The sequence below is a fragment of the Metallibacterium sp. genome (assembly GCF_054637675.1).
Map to the genome: position 1 here is coordinate 1 of NZ_JBTSRB010000008.1, position 20,652 is coordinate 20,652.

Annotated in this window: 20 protein-coding genes; 11 read left to right on the forward strand and 9 right to left on the reverse strand. The window is 67.6% G+C overall.

Annotated elements, in window-relative coordinates; genetic code table 11:
• Positions 1-130: 130 nt before the first annotated feature.
• From ACYDAT_RS04330 to purT, 6 genes are all read right to left on the reverse strand, one after another.
• A complete protein-coding gene (locus ACYDAT_RS04330) occupies positions 131-1,999 on the reverse strand; it encodes a DUF3857 domain-containing protein (protein ID WP_461448607.1) in 1,869 nt (622 codons plus the stop codon).
• A gap of 11 nt (positions 2,000-2,010) precedes the next feature.
• Positions 2,011-3,906 (reverse strand): DUF3857 domain-containing protein, encoded by a 1,896-nt coding sequence (locus ACYDAT_RS04335; protein ID WP_461441177.1) that lies wholly within the window; start codon positions 3,904-3,906, stop codon positions 2,011-2,013.
• Between the two features lie 392 nt (positions 3,907-4,298).
• Positions 4,299-5,639: an ABC transporter permease gene (locus tag ACYDAT_RS04340; RefSeq protein ID WP_461448693.1), complete on the reverse strand. Its 1,341-nt coding sequence runs from the start codon at positions 5,637-5,639 to the stop codon at positions 4,299-4,301.
• Complete coding sequence (locus tag ACYDAT_RS04345) at positions 5,527-6,762, reverse strand: ABC transporter permease (protein WP_461448695.1); 1,236 nt, start codon at positions 6,760-6,762, stop codon at positions 5,527-5,529. The genes ACYDAT_RS04340 and ACYDAT_RS04345 overlap by 113 nt, the downstream gene beginning before the upstream one ends.
• A gap of 153 nt (positions 6,763-6,915) precedes the next feature.
• Positions 6,916-8,193 (reverse strand): MFS transporter, encoded by a 1,278-nt coding sequence (locus ACYDAT_RS04350; RefSeq protein WP_461441179.1) that lies wholly within the window; start codon positions 8,191-8,193, stop codon positions 6,916-6,918.
• A gap of 165 nt (positions 8,194-8,358) precedes the next feature.
• A complete protein-coding gene (gene purT / locus ACYDAT_RS04355; protein ID WP_461448609.1) occupies positions 8,359-9,555 on the reverse strand; it encodes a formate-dependent phosphoribosylglycinamide formyltransferase in 1,197 nt (398 codons plus the stop codon).
• A gap of 99 nt (positions 9,556-9,654) precedes the next feature.
• Here purT and ACYDAT_RS04360 point away from each other — a divergent pair, with 99 nt between their 5' ends.
• The 5 genes from ACYDAT_RS04360 to ACYDAT_RS04380 all read left to right on the forward strand — a co-directional run bounded on the left by ACYDAT_RS04360 (position 9,655) and on the right by ACYDAT_RS04380 (position 14,115).
• Entirely contained in the window at positions 9,655-10,554 is a 900-nt protein-coding gene (locus tag ACYDAT_RS04360) for a hypothetical protein (RefSeq protein WP_461448611.1), read from the forward strand.
• A gap of 650 nt (positions 10,555-11,204) precedes the next feature.
• Positions 11,205-12,071 carry an SPFH domain-containing protein gene (locus ACYDAT_RS04365; RefSeq protein WP_461448613.1) on the forward strand — a complete coding sequence of 289 codons (867 nt, stop codon included), beginning with the start codon at positions 11,205-11,207 and terminating at the stop codon, positions 12,069-12,071.
• A gap of 23 nt (positions 12,072-12,094) precedes the next feature.
• A complete protein-coding gene (locus tag ACYDAT_RS04370) occupies positions 12,095-12,472 on the forward strand; it encodes a hypothetical protein (protein ID WP_461448615.1) in 378 nt (125 codons plus the stop codon).
• The gene (locus ACYDAT_RS04375) at positions 12,459-12,635 is read left to right on the forward strand and encodes a type II toxin-antitoxin system antitoxin (protein WP_461439989.1); all 177 of its coding nucleotides are present in this window, start codon (positions 12,459-12,461) and stop codon (positions 12,633-12,635) included. Before ACYDAT_RS04370 ends, ACYDAT_RS04375 begins: the two co-directional genes overlap by 14 nt.
• A gap of 43 nt (positions 12,636-12,678) precedes the next feature.
• On the forward strand, positions 12,679-14,115 hold the full coding sequence (locus ACYDAT_RS04380; RefSeq protein WP_461448617.1) for an alpha/beta hydrolase family protein: 1,437 nt from the start codon (positions 12,679-12,681) through the stop codon (positions 14,113-14,115).
• A gap of 24 nt (positions 14,116-14,139) precedes the next feature.
• Here the strand turns inward: ACYDAT_RS04380 and ACYDAT_RS04385 are convergent, their stop codons facing one another.
• On the reverse strand, positions 14,140-14,322 hold the full coding sequence (locus ACYDAT_RS04385; protein ID WP_461439987.1) for a hypothetical protein: 183 nt from the start codon (positions 14,320-14,322) through the stop codon (positions 14,140-14,142).
• Here ACYDAT_RS04385 and ACYDAT_RS04390 point away from each other — a divergent pair.
• From ACYDAT_RS04390 to ACYDAT_RS04400, 3 genes are all read left to right on the forward strand, one after another.
• Positions 14,321-14,509, forward strand: a complete 189-nt coding sequence (locus tag ACYDAT_RS04390) for a hypothetical protein (protein WP_461439986.1) — start codon at positions 14,321-14,323, stop codon at positions 14,507-14,509. The two genes, ACYDAT_RS04385 and ACYDAT_RS04390, sit on opposite strands and share 2 nt — an antisense overlap.
• Positions 14,510-14,742: 233 nt before the next feature.
• Positions 14,743-15,129: an MAPEG family protein gene (locus tag ACYDAT_RS04395; RefSeq protein ID WP_297900761.1), complete on the forward strand. Its 387-nt coding sequence runs from the start codon at positions 14,743-14,745 to the stop codon at positions 15,127-15,129.
• Positions 15,129-15,797 carry a MarC family protein gene (locus tag ACYDAT_RS04400; protein WP_461439985.1) on the forward strand — a complete coding sequence of 223 codons (669 nt, stop codon included), beginning with the start codon at positions 15,129-15,131 and terminating at the stop codon, positions 15,795-15,797. Before ACYDAT_RS04395 ends, ACYDAT_RS04400 begins: the two co-directional genes overlap by 1 nt.
• A gap of 133 nt (positions 15,798-15,930) precedes the next feature.
• Here the strand turns inward: ACYDAT_RS04400 and ACYDAT_RS04405 are convergent, their stop codons facing one another.
• Both ACYDAT_RS04405 and ACYDAT_RS04410 read right to left on the reverse strand, forming a co-directional pair.
• A complete protein-coding gene (locus ACYDAT_RS04405) occupies positions 15,931-16,821 on the reverse strand; it encodes a sensor domain-containing protein (protein ID WP_461439984.1) in 891 nt (296 codons plus the stop codon).
• Positions 16,818-17,228, reverse strand: coding sequence for a PadR family transcriptional regulator (locus tag ACYDAT_RS04410; RefSeq protein WP_461439983.1), 411 nt, complete (start codon positions 17,226-17,228; stop codon positions 16,818-16,820). Before ACYDAT_RS04410 ends, ACYDAT_RS04405 begins: the two co-directional genes overlap by 4 nt.
• A gap of 179 nt (positions 17,229-17,407) precedes the next feature.
• Between ACYDAT_RS04410 and ACYDAT_RS04415 the strand changes: the two genes are divergently transcribed.
• The 3 genes from ACYDAT_RS04415 (at position 17,408) to ACYDAT_RS04425 (ending at position 20,487) form a co-directional block, all read left to right on the forward strand.
• Positions 17,408-18,514 carry an alkaline phosphatase family protein gene (locus ACYDAT_RS04415; RefSeq protein ID WP_461448619.1) on the forward strand — a complete coding sequence of 369 codons (1,107 nt, stop codon included), beginning with the start codon at positions 17,408-17,410 and terminating at the stop codon, positions 18,512-18,514.
• Positions 18,515-18,727: 213 nt separating this feature from the next.
• The gene (locus ACYDAT_RS04420) at positions 18,728-19,645 is read left to right on the forward strand and encodes a peptidylprolyl isomerase (RefSeq protein WP_461448621.1); all 918 of its coding nucleotides are present in this window, start codon (positions 18,728-18,730) and stop codon (positions 19,643-19,645) included.
• Between the two features lie 104 nt (positions 19,646-19,749).
• Positions 19,750-20,487 carry a tetratricopeptide repeat protein gene (locus tag ACYDAT_RS04425; protein WP_461448623.1) on the forward strand — a complete coding sequence of 246 codons (738 nt, stop codon included), beginning with the start codon at positions 19,750-19,752 and terminating at the stop codon, positions 20,485-20,487.
• Positions 20,488-20,652: the final 165 nt, after the last annotated feature.

Below are 20,652 nucleotides of genomic sequence, written 5' to 3' on the forward strand. Positions count from 1 at the left end.
CTCGGGCGTTCGCCTGCGCATGATCGGCCCGCGGCCGATCATCAACGCGCCTCTTGCCCGGCCCTCGCGCGCAGCGCTCGGGCGTTCGCCTGCGCATGATCGGCCCGCGGCCGATCATCAACGCGCAGGCTCACCCCGCGCCGTGCAGCACGATCGCCTTGCGCTCGCTGCTGACGGCCATCAGCGCCAGCTTGTGCAGCTCGGAATATTCCTGCGGGCTGACCACGAACTGCGTGAGTTGCAGGCGCTTGTCCACGTCGAGCACACCGCCGGCGTAGTGGTAGTTCACCGTGTAGGTGCCGAAGGGCGTGCTCAGGTTCTGGTTTTGCGGCAGATCCTCGGGCGTCATGCCGGCCGGCAGATGCAGGTGCATGACCTGCTGGATGGTCACCGGCTGCAGCACGCTGGGCTCGCGCCGCGTGGCCTGACTGGTAAAGGGAACCAGCGTCGCGGCGATGGTGCCGGGGGTGGGCAGCAGCAACGCCATCTGCTTGCCGGGGATGGCCGCGTCGCTGTCATGCCACTGCAGGGTCATCTCCACCGGCTTGTCCAGATCATCGCGGTTGCGCACCGCGACCACGCGCATCGTGCCGGCCTTGCCGCCGAGGTAGAAGTTGTTCTGCATGAACTGCTGCAGGCGCCGGCCGCTGCGATCACCCAGCACGTCCTGGCGCACCAGCATGGCGCGCCATCCGGCCGAGGTGACCACGCTGCTGCCGTCGATATCGCCATTGCGCAGCAGCGTGAGGTTCTGCACTTCGCGCGCCTCGACCAGTCCAGGTGTCGGGCCCGGCGTGCGCGTGAACTGCGGGGCGGGCCCGGTGATCAGCACCGGGCGGCCCTGGTCGGCGGCGGGCAAGGCCTCGACGCCTGCATAGCGCGCGCTGGTATCGAGGAACAGGTGGTAGGCCGGCACATAGGCCAAGAAATGGTTGAACGCGAACGGATCGGCGCCCGGATACGGCACGAAGCGTTGCGCCGGCGAGATCAGCGCCGGTACCGCGGCGATGCCCTGCGCACGCAGCAGCGCGCACAGCAAGGCGACGTTGGCGTTGCTGTCGCCCATGCTGCGCGCGAGCGTGCTTTGCGCGGCGGGCGGCTGGAAACCGGCGTGGTGGTAATCGACATTCACCGACTGCACGTGCTGCTGCATCCAGTGGTAGATGCGCGCCACCGCCACCTCGCCGCCGGCGCCGTCGGCGACTTTCTGCGCCGTCGCGCGGATCGCGGGCGTCACTTGCATCGCGTTGCCGGCGAGCTGGTCGTAGGCCTGCGCGATCGCCGGCCAGCCATTGGCGGTGCTGAGTACCGCCATCGGCGCGTACTGGGTGATGGCGGCGGTGTTCATCGGCGGGAAATCCACCGAGGGCGAGGCCGCGCTGGCGGTGAGGGTTTCCATGTCGCCGCTGCGCGTGCGCGTCTCGTGCCACGGCCCGCGCGCCTGATAGTGCAGGTGCATGCGCGTGGGCGCGGTGATGCTGATGTCGGTGGCCTGCACCGGAATCTCCGGCGCCAGCGCCTCGGAGATGGCGTACACGCCGGGCAGGTACGGGCGCTTGAAGGTCTCCACGTATTTCAGATGCACCTCGGCGCCCGGCGTCACCGCCGAAAACAGCAGGCTCATCACGTGGCCGTCGCTGAGAAACGGCGCCTGCACCGCGGTCGGCGTGGACTGGTTGAAGATCTGCGAAGGCGCCACGTCGACGCGCTGGTGGGTGACGGTCTCGGTATAGGCATCGAGCACTTTCACGGTGGCGAAGTTGGCCGGGTAGGCGATCTCCACATGCCCCACCGCCGACACGCCGGCGATGGTCAGCGGCTGCGACACGCGCGACACGGTTTCGCTGTAGCTGCCGTCCGCGTTGACGTGCAGCGCAATGGATTGCTTGAGGATCTGGTAGTTGACCTGCGGAGCGGCGGGCGCGGCATTGGCCTGCACGGCCAGCACCAGGCCAGCGAGTGAAATCGCGGCGGCGATTGCGGTCTTGGTGAGCTTCATGGCAGGTCCTTTCAAGTGTGGTGGAACACCAGCGGGGCGCGCTGCGCGCGCAGGTCCGCCAGCATCAGCGCGCGCAGCGCGGGGTATTGCGCCGGCGTGTACACGATGTGGTCCAGCTTGAGCCGGTAGCTCGCGCTCACCGTGCCGTTGGTGTCTTTCACGGTGTAGGTGAAGCTGCCGGCGGCGTTGCGCAGGTTCTCGTCCGGCGGCAGGTAGGTGGGCGCATAGCCAGCCGGCAGGCTCAGCGTGCTGTGCCAATCGACCTCGCCGAAATAGGTGCTCACGCTGTGGCGGCGGCTGTCCGGGCCGATCACCGCGGTCAACGCGCTGACCGGGTCGGAGGTGCCGGCCAGGCTCGGCACCAGGTAGGGGCCGGCCGGCAGCGGCACGCTCAGCGTCTTGCCGGGCAACGCATAAGCCGGCGTGGTCCATGTCGCGGCGACCTGCATGGGCTGGTCGAGCAGTTGCGGATTGCCCGGCTGGAAGCTGCCGCTGCCACCGCCGCTGGGCGTCAGCAGCATGTTCATCAGGCGGCCGTAGGCGCCCGGCGGCACCTCGGAAAAGATCATGCGGTTGAACCACGCCCACCAGCCGTGCGTGGTCATGCGCGCCGTGCCGGTGAGCGTGCCGTCGGCGGCCAGGTGCAGGGTCGCGTCATACACCAGCTTGTTGTGCGCGGACTCGGCACCCGGCGTGCGCGCCAGGCGCGGATGCGGGCCGGAGATCACCACCGGCTTGTCGCGCTCGCCGATGGCCAGTTGTCCGGGCGTCTCGAACTCGCCGGTGGCGTCGAGGAACACGTGGTACTTCGGCACGTAGTCGATGGCGTGGTTGAAATCGAGCCCCGGTAGCGGCAGCAGGTTGAAGCCGTTGCTCCAGTTGATCAGCACCGGATCGACCTGGATGCCGCGCGCGGCCAGCAGCGCCTCGAGCAGGGTCGAGTGCTGCTTGCAGTCGCCATAGCCGGTCTTCAGCGTGGTGTTGGCCGAGATCGGCACGTAACCACCCACGCCCAGCTCCAGGCCGATGTAGTGGATGTGCTGCGACTCCCACATGTACAGCGCCTTCACCGCGTCCCAGCCGTGCAGTTTGCCGGCGACCTGATCAGCCACCTGTTTGACCAGCGGCGTCACCGCCGCCTTGGCCTGCGCGGTGGACCAGTACGCCGTGCCCACCGCGGCCCAGGTGGGGAAACTGCTCACCTCGAACACCGGGCTGTAGTCGGAGGCATCCACCGTCGCGGTGCCGGGGAACTCGGCGTGATGCTCGGCCAGCGTCGCGGTGAAGGTGTCGACGCCGCCGGCGCTGCTGCGTGCGATCGTCCAGCCGCCGCGCTGCGCGGCGCGCAAGTGCATGTCGGCCGGACCGTGCACGACGATCTTCTGATCGCGCGCGGACTGGTTTTCGGCCGGACCCCAGACATCGAAAAACTGCTTGGGGAAAAACGGCTTGGTCTGCGTCTTCAGCGTTTGCAGATGCAGCGTGTCGCCCTTGTTGAAGCTCGGCAGCGCCACGCTCAGCATCATGTTGTTGTCGTAGATCGGCGAGCCGTCCGAACCCGGCGGCGCCGGCGCCGGACGCACGACGATATCCGCGGCCGGGATGTCGATGCGCTGGCCGTCGGCCTTGACGATGTAGGCCGACTCCACCTTCAGCGTCGACATCGATTTGGAAAATTCCTCCTGGTACGGGTTCAGCGACTGCGCGCCGGTGCGCGTCAGCGCCTCGATCGCCTGCGTCTGCGCATCGGTATAGGCACCGCCTGGCTGCACATGCACATCGGCATGAAAACTGAGCACGCGCACATCGGCGCCGCTGGTATCGGCGGCGCGGGCCACGCCGGTGCCGGCGATCAGTGCCAGCGCGATGGCGCAGGCCAGAGTGGTATGCAGCGATTTCGGGTTCATGGGTCGGATGATCCTCATCAGGCGATAGACGCAAATCCGTTGACGATGGCGCGTGGTGGCAAAACGCGCAGCGCGCGATGGCCGTGCCCGCGACTGCCTCGGGCAGGTGCGCACGCCATCGAACCGGGTATCTGACCGATGCGCGCAGCACGTGGTTCCGCCGCCGCCTACACGCGGACTACACGCCGTAATGCCAGCCCCCAGGCAAACGCCACCGTGTCACGCACCGCACGTCGCAACTGCGCGCCGCCACGCCAGACAGGCCGCGCCTTGCGTGCAACTGGCGCGAACCGCGTGGCCGCGCGCGCCTGGCGAATTCGTAATGTATGCGTATGTGGGTGCCGAACAGGCTGCAGCGGGAATTGCCGCCAGGGCGTTCAGCGCGCGCGTGCTTACAGCTCATGCAGGCTCGCCGCCGGCTCGGCGCGCGCGGCGCGGCGCGCGGGGAAATGCGCCACCAGGAACACCGCCAGCAGCAGCACGGACAACGCGATCCACGTGGCCACACCGTAGGACGCCACCTGCGCGCCGGCGAGCAGCGCGTATTGCGTGGCCAGCCACGGCAGAAAGAACAGCAAAACACCCATGCCGAGGCCGGCCAGCAGCAGCGTACCCAGCACGACATCGCGGTACACGTGCGTCGGGCACTCGCCCAGGGCACTGCGTATCGCCAGCAGCCGCTTGCGTTGTGCCAGCGACAGGCGCAGCAGCGCCAGAATGCCGATCAATGCGATCGCCCAGGCAAACAGTGCCAGCCACATCATGTGGCGCGCCTGACTCACCACGCGCGCCGCCAACCGGGCACGCATCGCCGCGCTGCCTTCGATGCGCTCGACGCGCCAGTACTTCCCAGCGCCTTGCTGTGCCAGCGCTCGACTCAAAACCTGACGCAGGTGTTCGCGCTGTGCTGCGGTCGTGACGCTGGCAATGGCCAGGGTGCTGGGTGCGTAGAGAAAATTGATGGCACTGACGCGCTTGTCAGGAAACACGCTTGGACACTGCGGCTGCCCGGCACCCGCCAACTGGATCGGCGCCACGACCCCACGCACCACTGCCTGGAAGTTCGGCAGAAACTCTGAGTCGTCGATGGTCCGCCCGATGGCGGCCGCAGGCGAGCCGAACAGTCGATCGGCAACATCCGCGTCGATGAGTATCCCGTTCGCCTGCGGCCTGAGTGCAAGGCTCTCGCCGGCGAGCAGATGCATGCCGGTTGCCGTCACCCAGTCGGGTGTCATGGAAATGTGGCAGGCGTCCCCGGTTCGCGTACCGACACTGACGGTCTCGGGATAGCGCAATTCGAAGTTGTGGGCGCCAATTTGCGGCCCGAACCCCGCGACGGCGCCAGGCAACACGCCACGGGTCGCCTGCACGAGTTGGCGCATCAGCAACGCGGCATGCTGTGATGTCTCCAGGGGCAGCGGGATTGGGACACCACGTGGTGTGATCGTCACCAGGGTTGCTGGTCGGTCCAGAAAGCCGAGGTGTGCGTGCGCGATGCGCCAGGCCTGCTGCATGGACCACGCCGCCGTGACACTCAGTGTCGCCGCCAGCAGGACTTCCAGCACCTGCAATCCGGCCCCGACGCGCCGGTCCCTGGCGCTGCCGATGACGCGCGGGCCTTCATCCACGCGCTCGCGCCACAACAACAACACGAACGGCAGGCTCTCGATCACCCACAGCACGAGCAGCAGCCATGCGAGCCCCGCTGCAAAGGAAGCCCACAGCAGATGCACCTGCAAGGTACTGCGCCAGAAAGCTCGCTTTGATCTCGCGTTTGAGCAGATGCACCGCGAGCCAGAAAACCGGCAGCGCCAGGGCAAAGGAGAGCAGGAAGGTCAGCGCGCCGCGCCCGAGGACACGGCGCAGCCAATGCGCGCGCTGCGCACCCAGAATGCGCTCCAGTCGCAGCACGGGGCGCTGGCGCAAATACTGCAACCAGGTGATGGCCAGTACATTGGCCACGGCCAGCGCCAGTGTGGCGAGGGCCAGACCGAGAAACAGGCGCACGCGTCGCGCGGCTGCTCGTTCGGCATCGGGGAAATGACTGTAGGGTTGCGACGGCACCAGTGCCGTCACATCGGGCGGGAATAGCTTGCGTGTCGTGGGGTTGGTCATCAACCGCTGCAAGACGGTGTCGACCTCGGCGCGGGAGGCATGGGCGGGCGTGCTGAGCAGTGGTGCAATACCCGAGACGGGGTCCAGCAGGTCCGCACGCTGACCCGGCTTGGGATGCGCCACTTGACCCTCATACCACGCATTCGCCAGATCGAAGGGGATCCATAGTTGCGTGGTATCCGCGCGATTCGTGCCGGCAAATGCAGCAGGCAGAACGCCGACGATGGTGACGGCATAACCACTGGGTCCATAGAGGTGCCGGCCGATGGCCGCCGCCGCGCCGCCGAACAGCTTTCGCGCGACAGATTCAGAAATCACCGCGACGGACCTCGCGTGATACACGTCAGCCAAGGTCAACAGCCGACCTGCCAGTACATGCAGGTGCAGCGCGGCCAGATAGTTGCCTTGCACCCCTTCAATGCCCACGATCTGGGTTGCGCCGCCGCGTTTGAGTGAAAAACTCGAGCTTGCCGAGTCAGCACTGCCAATGGAGAAGCCATGCGGCAGCAAGGGCGGCAAGTCATCGACCGTCCAACTGCCGACCGTTCCGAAATTGACACCCGTAGGCCGTGCATAACCCAATGCCCAGTAGCGGTCGTGCGGATCGGCGCCGGGAATGCCGGTGTTGGTGGTGATGCGGTAGAGGGCAAAGGCCAACGCGCAGGCCACCACGGCCAACACGACCAGAGCGTGCGCGCTCACCAGCCATGCGTTGCGAGTCAACCGCATCGACGTGGACATTTCCTGCACGGGGCGAACCTGCCGCGCACCCTCGCGTGGCGTGTGCGTGGCGTCAAGTCGGAATGGTCACAGCTCATGCAGGCTCGCCGCCGGCTCGGCGCGCGCGCAAACCAAGGCGTTGCGCCGAACGCTGCGCATCATGCACGGCAACACTCAGGCTTCTGCGCGCACCGTGGGCACGCGCAACAGCAGCCCGCCGCCGACGGCGAACAGCACGATCACCGAGAGGATCGACGCGCGCGGGTCATGCGTGAGGTAACTGGTGAGACCGATCAGCAGCGGGCCGAGGATCGCGGCGAATTCGCCAAGCATGTTGTAGAAGCCGAAGAACTCGCCGGCGCGATCGCCTGGCACCAGCCGCGCGAAGTAGGCGCGCGACAGCAACTGCACGCCGCCCTGCACCATGCCCACCGCCGCGGCCAGCACGAAGAATTGCCAGGCGTGGCGCATGCCCGCGGCGAAGGCACTGGCCGCCACGTACACGCCGAGGCCGATCAGGATCCCGCGCTTGGGGCCGATGCGCTCGCCCAGGCGTCCGAACAGCAGCGCCGCCGGGATGCCGATGACTTGCACCATCAGCACCGCCAGGATCAGCGGCCCGTTGCCGAGGCCTATGGCCTTGCCGTAATCCACTGCCATCAGGATGACGGTGTTGACGCCATCGATGTACAGCCAGTACGCGACCAGGAACAGCGCGATCGGCCGGTAGGCGCGCACGTGGCGCACGGTGGCGAGAAACTGCACCACGCCTTCGCGCAGCGCGCGGCGCAGCGGCAGGCGCGACGCGGCGCTGCGCGCGGCCGGCACCCACAGCAGCAGCGGCAGGGTGAACGCCGCCCACCACAACGCGCCCAGCGCGAAGATCCAGCGCACCGCGGCGCCGGCATCGGGCAGGCCGAACCAGTGCGGGCGCAGACTCAGCGCCACGGCGATGGCCAGATACGCGCCGCCGCCGGCATAACCGGCGAGATAACCGATCGCCGAGGTGCGCTCGATGCGCCCCGGCGTGCCCACGCGCAACACCATGGCATCGCCAAACACGTTGCCCCAGAAATTGCCGGCCGAGGCCAGCACATAGCACAGCGCGGCCCAGCCCCAGGCGCCCGCGGGGATCGCCGCCAGCGCCAGCATCAGCGCCACGCCGAGGCCGGCCGCGATCAGCATGAAGCCCTTGCCGTGACCGCCGCGATCGGCGATCGCGCCCAGCAACGGCGCGGTCACCGCCACCAGCAGGCTGGCCGCCGAATTGGCGATGCCCAGGCGCAGCGTGCTCAACTCCACCGAGACGCCGCTGCTCCACACTTCCTTGAAGAAGATCGGAAAAAATACCGTGATCACCGCGGTGGTGAAGGCGTGGTTGCCGACGTAGTACGAGGCCCAGCCCCACAGCGCGCGGCGCGGCGGATGCGCGAGTTCGCCCGCCGCGCTCATGGCATGCGCCGCGCGCGCGCCGCGAGCGGTGCCCGCGCCGACAGCGCCATCCGGTTCATCGCGTGCATGCCGCGCTCCATCCGCTTTCGCGCTGACCTTAGCAGGCACCGAGGGGCATCGACATGACGGCGCTGCAACGTGCGCCCGCGCACCGCCACGATCACATCACGCCGGTGGCGCGGTGCACTCCACGCGCAGCACCGCGGCGGCGGCGCGTGCCTTGGCGCGGGCGCTGTCGATGTCGGCGCCGCGCGCCAGCGTCACCGCCATGCGCCGGCGGCCTTTCACCTCGGGCTTGCCGAAGATGCGCAACTGCGTGTCGGGTTCGCGCAGCGCGGCGTCGATGCCGTGGTAGCGCGGCGCGCGGCCGTCGCCTGCGGCCAGCACCGCGCACGAGGCCGCGGGGCCAAGTTGACGCAGGATCGGAATCGGCAAGCCGAGAATCGCGCGCGCATGCAGGGCGAACTCGGACAAATCCTGCGAAATCAGCGTGACCAGACCGGTGTCGTGCGGGCGCGGGCTGACCTCGGAAAAAATCACGTCCTCGCCGCAGACGAAAAACTCCACGCCGAACACACCGTGCCCGCCGAGCGCGGTGGTGATGGCGCCGGCCTGCGCGTGCGCGGCGCTCAGCGCCTCGATGCTCATGCCCTGCGGCTGCCACGACTCGCGGTAGTCGCCGTCCTCCTGACGGTGGCCGATGGGCTCGCAGAACAGCGTGCCACCGGCGTGGCGCACGCTGAGCAGGGTGATCTCGAAGTCGAAGTCCACGAAGCCCTCGACGATCACCCGCCCCTGCCCCGCGCGTCCACCCTGCTGCGCGTAATCCCAGGCGTGGTCGCGATCGGCGTCGCCGCGCAGCACGCTCTGACCCTTGCCGGATGAACTCATCACCGGCTTGACCACGCACGGATAACCCAGCGCCGCGAGCGCCGCATCGAACTCGGCGCGCGTGCCGCAGAAGCGATACGGCGAGGTCGGCAGCTTGAGTTCCTCGGCGGCGAGGCGGCGGATGCCCTCGCGATCCATGGTCAGGCGCGCGGCGCGCGCGGTGGGGATCACGGTGTAACCCTCGGCTTCCAGTTGCAGCAGCGTCGGCGTGTGGATGGCCTCGATCTCCGGCACGATCAGCTCGGGCTTTTCCGCTTCGATGACACGCCTGAGCGCGGCGCCATCGAGCATGTCGATGACATGGCTGCGGTGCGCCACCTGCATGGCCGGCGCGTGCGCGTAGCGATCCACGGCGATCACCTCGCAGGCGTAGCGCTGCAGTTCGATCACCAGTTCCTTGCCCAGCTCGCCCGCGCCCAGCAGCAGCACGCGACGGGCGGTGGGGGTGAGCGGCGTGCCGAATGCGCGCATGCTGGTTCCTTGGTGTGGGATGTCGCAGTGACGGATGCGGGGGCGTGCGTTGCCGCGCATTGTAAAGGCGGCGCGCGCAGGCGCTGGCACAATGCCGGCATGTTTGTCACTCGACATTTCCGCACGCTCACGATCGTTGCGTCGTTCGCGCTCGCCGCGCCCGGCACCGCGCTGGCGCGCGCGCAGACGCAAGGCACGGTGGACGACGCGCGCCTGAGCGAACTCTCGGGCCTCGCCGTTTCACCCGGCGACCCGACGCGCTACTGGGCGCACAACGACTCCGGCAACCCGGCCGAGTTGTTCGCGCTGGATCGTGCCGGTCATGTGCTGGCACAGGTGCGCATCACTGGCGCCACGGCGTTCGACTGGGAAGACATCGCCGCGTTCACGCTGCGCGGCAAGCCTTATCTGGCCATCGCCGACACGGGCGACAACCTGCGCTGGCGCGATGTGCTGGAGATCGTCGTGGTGCGCGAACCGGCGCCGCAGCGCGCCAGCGATGGTCTTGTGCTGGGTCCGGCGTGGACATTGCGTTTGCATCTGCCCGCGGGTGCGCGCGACATCGAGGCGCTGGCCGCCGACGCGGCACGCGCGCAGTTCTGGATGGTGGAAAAAACCGATGGCGACCCGACGCTGTACCGGCTGCCGCTGCAGGCTCAAGGCACGGTGCTCGCGCAAGCCGTCGGCACGCTGCAACTGGGCGCAGCCTGCCGCGTTGCCAGCAAACCCTGCGCGCGCGCCGGCCGCGTCACCGCGCTCGATTTCGACCGCGCCGCGCGGCAGGCGCTGCTGCTCACCGCGCAGGGCGCCTACTGGTATCGCCGCGCACCCGCGCAGGATTGGCGGCAGGCCTTTGCCAGCGTGCCCGTGTTCATCCCGTTGCCGCGCCTGCGCCAGCCCGAAGCGCTGGCCTTCGACGCCGATGGCAAGGGTTTCACCGTTTCCAGCGAAGGCCGCAAGGCACCGCTGCTGCATGTGGATTTGCCTGCGCGGCATTGACGCGGGGTTGGATGATGGTGATGGATTTCGCCCGGGCACTGGCCGCGGGCTTTGCGCGCGGGTGCACGATCACTTTTGTCCGGGCCGCCTTTCTTTGGCCACTTTGGCGGAGCACTGCGCCGCAGGAGCGGCGCGAACCGCGCAGCGGGCCACGCAGGGGCGAAGGGCAGGATGCCCGAAGTAGAAAGTGGCCCGGGTGGCGGCGGCACGGAACCGGGGAACCTTGCCAAGCGCCACGCAAGAGCGATCGTTCAAGCACAACACACGCGTTCAAGCACAACATACGACTGCGCAAGGCGAACCCTCACCCGGCGCTGCGCGCCACCCACCCCGGCCCTCGCGCGTAGCGCGCGGGCGTTCGACTACGCATGATCTGCCCACAGCAGATCATCAACGCGTAGCCTCACCCCGAGGGGAGAGGGATCGATCCTTCGGCAAGCTCAGGACAGGCTCCTCTCCTCCCGCTGGGGGGCCTGCCACCACCACGCCAGTGCCAAGATCGGATTCTTCGCGACGTTCAGCGACAACGAAAGAATCCAGCTCCCAGCTCCCAGCTCCAAACTCCCAACTCCTGGCCCACGTTTTCCGGCTTCCATCTTGCAACTATGATATCTCTGTGATATCACTTTGCCACACACGAGGGATATGCCATGAACGAACGCAAGGGGTTTTCGCTACCGGGCATCGCCACGCTGATCGCACTGCTGATCATCGGCCTGCTGCTGGCGTGGTGGATCGTGACAGCGCTGGCCGTCGCCGATCCCGTGGGCGCCGTGCCGCCGATTTTGCTGGGTGTGCTGTGGCTGTTTTTGCTCAGCGGTTTTTTCCAGGTGCAGCCGAACGAGGCGCGTGTGCTGCAACTGTTCGGGCGCTACACCGGCAGCGTGCGCGATGCCGGCCTGCGCTGGACCAATCCGCTGTATTCCAAGCGCACGCTGAGCCTGCGCGTGCGCAATTTCGATTCGGACAAGCTCAAGGTCAACGACGCCGACGGCAACCCGATCGAAATCGCCGCGGTGGTGGTGTGGCAGGTGGTGGAGTCCTACGAGGCGATATTCGAGGTCGAGGACTACGAGAGTTTCCTCAAGATCCAGACCGAATCGGCGCTGCGCCAGATGACGCAGAACTACGCCTACGACTCGCACGACGAGCGGCCCTCGCTGCGCAGCCACGGCGAGGAAGTCAACGCGCACCTGCGCGATCAGGTCCAGGAACGCCTGAACAAGGCCGGATTGAAGGTGATCGAGGCGCGCATCAGTCATCTCGCCTACGCGCCGGAGATCGCGCAGGTGATGTTGCAGCGGCAGCAGGCCAACGCCATCGTCGCCGCGCGCGAGCGCATCGTCGAGGGCGCGGTGGGCATGGCGCAGATGGCGCTCAAGCGCCTTGAAGCCGACGGCGTGGTGGAACTGGACCCGGAGCGCAAGGCAGCCATCGTTGCCAACCTGCTGGTGGTGCTGTGCGGCGATCGCGCCACGCAGCCGGTGGTCAACACCGGCACGCTGTACAACGGTTGATCTGCGGACCCGAGGAGTACGCCATGTTGGATATGCAAGATGTTGTGCGGGCATTGCCGCTTGCGATCATCAGCGTGCCCTTTTTCGTGACCGGTCATCTGATGCGTAGCCGCGGCGCACAAGGGGTTTGGTTGGTCCACGGCGTGGTCGACTGGTCGCGCGTGTCCGAGGAGGGGAAGAAAAAGGCCAGCTCGTTCGGTGGTGCGATGGCTTACCTGATGGGACTGCTGATGTTGGGTTGTGCGGCTTGGTTGGCCGCCAATCCACGATCTGCCGCGGAGTGGCTTGGATTGGCCGTGACGGTTCCCATCACCACCGTTGTGGTGGTGATGATTCTGGGCGTGTTGCGCTACGCCAAGCGCTATCCCGCGCCCACCGCGGACAAGCATGAGCGACGCTAAAAAAGCCTATCCACTGCGCATCAACGCCGCGGTGCTGAACGCGATGCAGCGCTGGTCCAACGACGAGCTGCGCAGCCTCAACGCGCAAATCGAATACGTGTTGCGCGAGGCGCTGCGTCAGGCCGGGCGGCTGCCGCACAGCAAGCGCAAGCCGCCGGCATGAACTTCGACTTGCGCGTTATTCCATTCACAAGGAGATGTGCGTGATGAAACGACACCACACTTTGATGATCGGTCTGTCGGTGGCATTGGCGCTGATGCTCGGCGCGCCCACCCGCGCCGCACAGCCCGCGCCGGCAAGCTCGATCGCAGCGGCGCGCGCAACGCCCGATGCGCGCGCGGCGCTGGCCACGCTCGATGCGTTGGCGGCCGGTCGCTGGGCCGCGACGACACACGGCTTCGATGCGGCCATGCGTCAAGGCTTGTCACCCGAAAAACTGCGGCAACTTTGGCAACAGTTGCAGCAGCAGAATGGCGCCTATCAAGGCCACGGCGCGGCCGTCGCGGCGTTGGCGCCGGCGCCGTATCACAGCGTGCTCGTGCCGCTACGCTTCAGCCACGCCACGCTGGGCATGCTGTTCAGCTACAACGCGCAGAGCGAGTTGGCCGGGCTGCACCTGGTGCCGGCGCCGCCCGGCGGCGCGATGTCGCGCCCCGTCGGCGCCGTCGCCGCGCGCCTGGCGCGGCAGGCCGCGTGCCTGCGTGCGCAGCCGGTCGCGGTGGATTCGACCGGCGCGGTGTTGCACGGCACGCTCACTCTGCCACGCAGCGGAGCCGGCCCATTCGCGGCGGTGCTGCTGTTGCCGGGTTCCGGGCCGGTCGATGAAAACGGCAATGCGCCCGGCGCGCTGGCCAATTCCATGTATCAGCAGTTGGCGTATGACCTGACCTGCAAGGGCTACGCCGTCCTGCGCTACAACAAGCTGGGCCTGGCGCCGAGCACCGGCCATGGCAACGACGTGACGCTGGCGACCTACGTGCAGAACACACGCGATCTGGTGGCGTGGCTGGCACGGCAGCCTGCGATCGATCCGCACCGGATCATCCTCATGGGTCATTCCGAGGGCGGCCTGATCGCGCTGGCCGCAGCGCCCAGCTTGAAGATCGCCGGCGTGATTTCGCTGGAAGGTCCGGGCGAGCCCATGGCGCGGATCATCGAAAGCCAGGCCATCGCCGATGCCAGGCTGCGCGGCGCGAGCCCCGCGCGGATCGCGCAGGAACGCACGCAGATCCGCGCGACACTGACTGCCATTCGACACGGTCACGGCGCCAGCCTGAGCCTGAGCGGCGCGCTGGCGCACAACCCGTTCGCGCGGCTGTTCGCCCCCGCCGCGGGCCTGTTGCGCAGCGAACTCGACGTCGACCCGACGCGACTCGCACGCGCCATCCATGTGCCCATGCTGATCACGCAGGGCGGCAAGGATGTGCAGGTGTTGCCGGGCAATGGCCAGCGCCTCGCGCGCGCCGCGCCGCAGGCGACGCTGACGCGGTTCCCGGACATGACCCACGACCTGATCCACTGCGCGGGCAAGGCGATCGCCTGCGTCATGCCGCAGCGCGGTGACGTGCTCGATGCGCACATGGTCGCGCGCGTCGTGCGCTGGCTGGATGCGCTGCGCGCGACGCCGCGGCACGCGGCCTGAGCGTCGGCGGCAGGCGCGGATGGATCAGATGAAACGTCGCCAGATCCACGGCAGCAGCGTCAGCAGCACGCCGATCACCACGATCCAGCCGGAGCTGTAAACGAAGAACATCACCCCGCCCAGCAGCAGCCCGGCGATCAGCCACAGCGCCTCGCCCTGGCGTTTGCCGTAGATGAAATAGCCGGTGCCGATGGAGCCGAAGATCATGCTCCACATCAACGCCGCGGTGGTCATTCCGAACATGCTGTGCTCCCGCTGGCTGGGTGCTGGTGGTGCTGGTGGTGGTGCTGCAGATGGTGCGGTTGTGGTGCGGCAGTCGTGCCGCAACAGCCTCGTTGTCATCCTGAGCGTAGCGAAGGATCTCAGCGCGACACCCGCATCGCCGGATGGATGAAGGATGCGCTTTCGCTCGACGTACAGATCCTTCGCTGCTCTCAGGATGACAACAACGAGTCCCGAGTCCCGGGTCCCGAGTCCCGAGTCCCGAGTCCCGAGTCCCGAGTCCCGAGTCCCGAGTTCAGACCGCGGCGCGTGGCCACGGTTCCGCGCGCGGCGTGGTGCGCGCCGCAGCGTCGCCGCGCGCGGCAGGCGGTTATGCTACGCACCATTCCTCCGGATGACCGCGCCATGCTGCTGCCTGCCCTGATCGTCGCCCTTGCTGTCCTGCTGCTGCTGGTTTCCAGCATCGTGGTCGGACGCGCGCGCGGGCTTTATGGAATCAAGGCGCCGGCCACCACCGGGCACCCGGATTTCGAGCGCGCGTTTCGTGCGCAGATGAACACACAGGAGGCCGCGCTGATGTTTCTGCCCACGCTGGCGCTGGCGGCGTGGCTGGGGCAACCGCTGCTGGCCAGCATCTTCGGCGCGATCTGGCTGCTGGCGCGCGCGTGGTATCTGGCTGCCTATCTGCGTGATGCCAGCAAGCGCGGACCCGCGTTCACGCTGGGCGCACTGATGCAGGTCGCGCTGCTGGTACAGGTGTTCGTGGCGCTGGCGCGCGCCGCGCTGATGTGATGGGCCCCCTCGCGCACAACCTGGCCACGCTGCCGCTGGCCTTCGCCGCGCTGCTGCCGGTGATCAATCCGGTGGGCACCGCGCTGATCATTCTCGGCATGGTCGGCGAGGCGCCGGCGCCGGTATTCAAGAGCCTCGCGCTGCGCGTGACCATCATGATGATGGTGTTCATCGTGGTCACCGAGGTGCTGGGCCAGACGATCCTGCGCTTCTTCGGCATCTCGATGCCGGTGGTGCAAGTCGGCGGCGGGCTGACGCTGGCGGCGATGGGCTGGAAGATGCTCAGCTCCGGCGGCAAGGAGGCCGCGCCCACCCCCGGCGTCAGCGACGAGGAGGCCGTGCTGGAGCGCGCGTTCTATCCCTACACTTTTCCACTCACCGTCGGCCCCGGCACCATCGTCGTGGTGCTGACGCTGTCGGCGCAGGCCACGCGACCGGGCTGGCCGGCGACGCTGTTGGCGCACCTCGGCATCCTGCTGGGTGCCGCGCTGCTGGCCGCGCTGGTGTACGTGTGCTACCGCTACGCGCCCAAGCTGGGGCGCATGCTGCCGCGCAGCGCCTTCAACGGCGTGCAGCAGTTGATCTCCTTCATCCTGCTGTGCATCGGCGCGCAGATCGCCTGGGGCGGTGTGTCCACGCTGCTGGCCAGTTTGCCCGCGCATCCGTGAGCGGGGCCGGGAGCCGGTAATCGGTAGCCGGGATGCGCGGTTGATTTCGTCAGCACGGCAACCTACTTCCTACTCCCTACTCCCCACTTCCTTTTTCCTGCTACCGATTAGCGGTTCCCGATTTCCCGCTCCATCAATACCCCGCCGTGCGCACCAGCAAGTGCTTGGCCACATGCCCGTGCATCCAGCCCACGCCGCGGGCGATGTGCAGCATGACGAAGAACAGCAGCACGCCGCCCAGCATGGATAGCGGCAACGTCCACAGCGGCCAGAAGTACTTCACGTCGTTGATGGTGGTGGGAGCGAAACCGAACAGTTGCGCGACCGGCGCTGCGACGAATACCAGACTCAGCGTCATGCCGGTGACCACCACGGTGAAATAAATGATGCCCAGCGGCAGCATCAGCAGCATGTAGAACAGCGTGCCCCAGGTGCGCGGATCGGTGAACATGGCGCCGATGCGCTTGAGCAGCGGCAGCTCGCGCACCGCCGAGGCCGGTCGCCGCGGCATGCGCACGCCCAGCATCACCTCGACCAGACGCCCCTCGACCAGCGCCAGCAGACGCACGCTGGCGAGAAACAGCACGATGAAGGGGATGCCGATGATCAGCACCGCGAGGCCCGCAGACAGGCTCAGCCCGGCCACCGCCCAGGTGAAATAAAAGATGCCGGTGGCCAGCGCCAGCACCATGTAAAACAGCGCGCCGTAGCTGCGCGCGTCGCCGATCACGCCGAAGAAACGCGCCAGTGGCCCGCGCCCCGCGTGCGGTCGCGGCGAGCGCAACGCGCGCTGCACCTTGATCTCGGTGTCGCGGTAAATCTCGGCCACTTCCTCGGGCGCGCCATAGCTGCCGGCCACGCGCGCCAGCATCGCGGCCTCGGTTTCCTCTGGATGTTCGGCCAGTTCGCTGCGCAGATGTTCCTCGGCGTCGAACAGCGCGTCTTGGATCATGGCCGGGTCGGCGCCCTTCAGCGCCGCGCGCAGTTGCTGCAGGTATTCGGCGATGGTGTGTGGCGTGGTCATGCTTGAGCCCCTCCGAGAATGTCGTCGACGATGCGCTGCGTTGCGCGCCAGCGCGTGGTGCACTGCGCCAGCGCCTCGCGGCCCAGCGGCGTGATCTGGTAATAGCGGCGCGGTGGTCCACTCAGCGAGGGCTGCACCTCGCTGCGCAGCAAGGCCGCCGCCTCCAGTCCACGCAGCACCGGATACAGCGCACTCTGCTTGCCGGCGAGCACGCCGCCGGCGTCGCGCTCCAGGCGCTTGGCGATCTGATAGCCATACAGCGGCGCGCCCTCGCCAAGCACGCCGAGCAGCGTCAGCGCGGTGATGCCGGCGGCCAGCTCCTTGTCGAACTTGCGCACGAAAGCTTCCAGATCCCGCACATCAGCATCGGACAATGGCGCTGCGGGTTTGCGCGGGTCTGCAGGCATGGCGGCGTGCCAAAGGGTTCGCTAAGTTGAAGTGAATACTACTACCAAGTTTGATCTAGTGAACATGCCACAAGTCATACGCCGTCGATGCGCTCGGTCGTGAAGCAAATTGAACCTTTCTGGCCTGCGCCTGTCGCAAGCCCATCCCAGGCTCATCTTTTGCCTGCCAAGGAAAACCCATGAAGACCCGCTACTCTCTCGCTGCGCTGGCGGCGCTGCTGATTTCCGCCTGCGGCGCGCTGCTGCCGGTGATCGCGCAGGCCAAGGCCGTGGCGCCGGTGCGCCACGTGTTCGTGATCGTGCTGGAGAACGAGCCCTATCAAGTGGCGTTCGGCGCGCAGTCGCTGGCGCCGTATCTGGCGCACACCCTGCCCACCGAAGGCGCGCTGCTGACGCAGTACTACGCCACCGGCCACGACAGCCTCGACAATTACATCGCCCTGATCAGCGGCCAGGCGCCCAATCCCGATACGCAGCACGATTGCCACAAGTACGTGCCGGTGCTGCCAGGCACGCGTGGTCCGCACGGTCAGGCGCTGGGCACTGGCTGCGTGTACCCGTCCTGGGTGCAGTCGCTGCCGGATCAACTCGAAGCCGCGCACCTCACCTGGAAGGGCTACTTCCAGGACATGGGCAAGGATGCGGCGCGCGAAGCCGCCACCTGCGCGCACGTGCCGCTGGGCGCCAAGGACTGGACCGAACTGGCCACCGCCAAGGACCAGTACGCCGCCAAGCACAATCCGTTCGTGTACTTCGCCGCGATCGTGGACAACAAGCCGCGTTGCGATGCGCACGTGGTCAATCTCGATCACCTCGAACACGATCTCGCCAGCGTCACGACCACGCCCAACTACAACTTCATCGTGCCCGACCTGTGCGACGACGGCCACGACGCACCCTGCGCCAACGGCCAGCCGGGCGGATTGATCTCGGCCAATGCGTTTCTTGAAAAGTGGGTGCCGATCATCACCGCCTCGCCCGCGTTCAAGAAGAATGGCTTGCTGCTGATCACCTTCGATGAGGGCACCACCGGCGAGTCCTGCTGCGGCGAGCGGCCCCAGCCCGGTGGCCCGCTGCCCGGCAAGTTCGGCCCCGGCGGCGGCCGCATCGGCGCGGTGGCGCTGTCGCCCTTCATCAAGCCGGGCACGGTCTCGAACATGCCCTACAACCACTACGCATTCCTGCGCACGGTCGAGGATTTCTTCGGCTTGTCGCATCTGGGCTACGCCGCGGGGCCGGAGGTGAAGCCCTTCGGTCGCGACGTGTTCACGCGCGCGTCGAAGTAACGCGTTCGCGCGAGTGGCTTGCGCCCTCTCATCGCGCGGGGGATCGCGTGGGTGCTGCGCTTTGTCATTCTGAGCTGCGCGCAGGATCTCTCCTCGGCGCTGGTCCAGCGGCGTGCTCGTGCGTGTAGGCATGGACGAAAGGGCGCAATAGCGAAGCGACACAGCGCCCCGCCGCGCGATTAGGCTTGCCATCTCGCCCACGGAATTGTCGTCATGCCGCTACGCCATCGTTGCTTGTGGAGTGTCCTCGCGCTGGGCGCGGCGCTGGCCGCGCAGGCGGCGCCTGCGCCGCGTGGCATGGAACAAATCCTCGCCGCGGCTCCGGCTTCGGCGTGGCGCAAGCTCGATCCCGCGCATCTGCTGGTGATGCGGTTGCCGCAGGGGCGCGTGGTCATCGAACTGGCGCCGCGGTTCGCGCCGGCGCACGTGGCCAACATCGAAACGCTGGCGCGCGCGCACTACTGGAACGGCCTCGCCATCACCCGCGTGCAGGATGATTTCGTCACCCAATGGGGCGATCCGAACGCCGACACGGCGCAACGCCGCGCCCTGCCCGCGAACCTGCCGCGCACGCTGCCGGCCGAGTACGAACGCGCCGCGGCCGGACTGGATTTCACGCGCCTGCCCGATGGCGACGTATACGCGCCCGAGGTCGGTTTCGTGCACGGCTTTCCGGTGGGCGAGAATCCACGCACGCAGCACGCCTGGCTGCTGCACTGCTACGGCATGGTCGGCGTGGGCCGCGACAATCCGCCGGACACCGGCAACGGCGCCGAGCTGTATGTGGTGATCGGACAGGCACCGCGCCAGCTCGATCGCAACATCGCCATGGTCGGGCGCGTGGTGCAGGGCATGGATCTGCTGTCGGCGCTGCCGCGCGGCCACGGACCGCTGGGCTTTTATCGTGATGCCGCGCACCGCACGCGCATTCTGTCCATGCGCCTGGCCAACACCGTGCCCGCCACTGAGCAACCGCGCCTGCAAGCGCTGCGCACCGACACCCCCACCTTCACCGCGTTGATCGCGGCGCGGCGTAGCCGCCGCAACCCGTGGTTCGTGCGCCCGGCCGGCAAGATCGGCGTGTGCAACGTGCCGCTGCCGGTGCGCGAATTACCGCCTCCCGCGCCTTGAGCAGTGCCTGTACGTCGCCCATCCGCGCGCCAGAAACCGCGGAGCGTTTCCGCGCGCAGCGTTGTCCAAGCAGGCGGCCTGGTTTGCCTACGCCCATCCGACGCATGCGCCCCACTTTCTTTCGTGCTCCACTGCCGCGCCCCGTGCTGTTCGCCGCTGTGCTCATGCTTGGTTCGCTGGCCGCGCGCGCGACGATGGTGACCAACTGCGTGGCGCCGCTTGCCTACGCACTGACTTATGCGCGCCCAGCGTCCGCGCCTGCCAAGCGCAGCGGCGCGAATGACTTGCTCGATATTTCCGGTGTCGGCAATGGCGTGACCAACCTGTTGAACGACGGCTCGCGCTGGGTCAGCCTGCACGGGCTGACGCTGCGCGCCAATCACGGCAATCGCGCGGCGCAGTACGAGCCGGGCGTGCGCGATGCGCTGGGCATCGGCTTCAGCCAAAACGATGCCGCCGCCGCGCAGTGGTTCCAGATCGCCGCCGCGCAGGGCGGTGTACGCGCCATCAATGACTTGGGCGTGCTGCATGCCGAGGGCCACGGCGTGCCGCTGAGTTACCGCAACGCCGCGCACTGGTTCGAGTTGGCTATACAACAAGGCTACGCTGCCGCGCAGTTCAACCTCGGCGTGATGTTCGCGCGCGGGCGCGGCGTAGCGCAGGCGCCCAGCCTCGCCGCGGTGTGGTTCAAGCGCGCCGCCGAGCAGGGCTTCGTGCCGGCGCAACTGGCGCTGGGCAACCTGCTGGATCACGGTGCGCCGGGCTTGGGCCGGAATCTGCCTTGGCGTATTTCTGGCAAGTCCTGGCCAAGGCCGCGCTGCCCGCGCAAGACCCGCGCATGACCTGTCTGGTGCCTGCGATGCGCGCATTGGAGGCACGCCTGAGCGCGGGCGACATCGAGGATGCACGGCGCGCGGCGGAATCCTGCTGGCATTACCACCTCGATATGCGCAAGCCGTGAAATCATCCGCACCACGACAACGACACGCACCCCGCACATCGCCGCG

Bases quoted from the DNA above. Each gene is read 5' to 3' on its own strand.
- ACYDAT_RS04390 (WP_461439986.1), top strand. From the start codon at position 14,321: ATGCTCCACATCAACGCCGCGGTGGTCATTCCGAACATGCTGTGCTCC.
- purT (WP_461448609.1), bottom strand. From the start codon at position 9,555: ATGCGCGCATTCGGCACGCCGCTCACCCCCACCGCCCGTCGCGTGCTG.
- ACYDAT_RS04395 (WP_297900761.1), top strand. From the start codon at position 14,743: ATGCTGCTGCCTGCCCTGATCGTCGCCCTTGCTGTCCTGCTGCTGCTG.
- ACYDAT_RS04400 (WP_461439985.1), top strand. From the start codon at position 15,129: ATGGGCCCCCTCGCGCACAACCTGGCCACGCTGCCGCTGGCCTTCGCC.
- ACYDAT_RS04410 (WP_461439983.1), bottom strand. From the start codon at position 17,228: ATGCCTGCAGACCCGCGCAAACCCGCAGCGCCATTGTCCGATGCTGAT.
- ACYDAT_RS04350 (WP_461441179.1), bottom strand. From the start codon at position 8,193: ATGAGCGCGGCGGGCGAACTCGCGCATCCGCCGCGCCGCGCGCTGTGG.
- ACYDAT_RS04405 (WP_461439984.1), bottom strand. From the start codon at position 16,821: ATGACCACGCCACACACCATCGCCGAATACCTGCAGCAACTGCGCGCG.
- ACYDAT_RS04385 (WP_461439987.1), bottom strand. From the start codon at position 14,322: ATGATCTTCGGCTCCATCGGCACCGGCTATTTCATCTACGGCAAACGC.
- ACYDAT_RS04360 (WP_461448611.1), top strand. From the start codon at position 9,655: ATGTTTGTCACTCGACATTTCCGCACGCTCACGATCGTTGCGTCGTTC.
- ACYDAT_RS04425 (WP_461448623.1), top strand. From the start codon at position 19,750: ATGCGCCCCACTTTCTTTCGTGCTCCACTGCCGCGCCCCGTGCTGTTC.
- ACYDAT_RS04345 (WP_461448695.1), bottom strand. From the start codon at position 6,762: ATGTCCACGTCGATGCGGTTGACTCGCAACGCATGGCTGGTGAGCGCG.
- ACYDAT_RS04335 (WP_461441177.1), bottom strand. From the start codon at position 3,906: ATGAACCCGAAATCGCTGCATACCACTCTGGCCTGCGCCATCGCGCTG.
- ACYDAT_RS04375 (WP_461439989.1), top strand. From the start codon at position 12,459: ATGAGCGACGCTAAAAAAGCCTATCCACTGCGCATCAACGCCGCGGTG.
- ACYDAT_RS04370 (WP_461448615.1), top strand. From the start codon at position 12,095: ATGTTGGATATGCAAGATGTTGTGCGGGCATTGCCGCTTGCGATCATC.
- ACYDAT_RS04420 (WP_461448621.1), top strand. From the start codon at position 18,728: ATGCCGCTACGCCATCGTTGCTTGTGGAGTGTCCTCGCGCTGGGCGCG.
- ACYDAT_RS04365 (WP_461448613.1), top strand. From the start codon at position 11,205: ATGAACGAACGCAAGGGGTTTTCGCTACCGGGCATCGCCACGCTGATC.
- ACYDAT_RS04330 (WP_461448607.1), bottom strand. From the start codon at position 1,999: ATGAAGCTCACCAAGACCGCAATCGCCGCCGCGATTTCACTCGCTGGC.
- ACYDAT_RS04380 (WP_461448617.1), top strand. From the start codon at position 12,679: ATGAAACGACACCACACTTTGATGATCGGTCTGTCGGTGGCATTGGCG.
- ACYDAT_RS04415 (WP_461448619.1), top strand. From the start codon at position 17,408: ATGAAGACCCGCTACTCTCTCGCTGCGCTGGCGGCGCTGCTGATTTCC.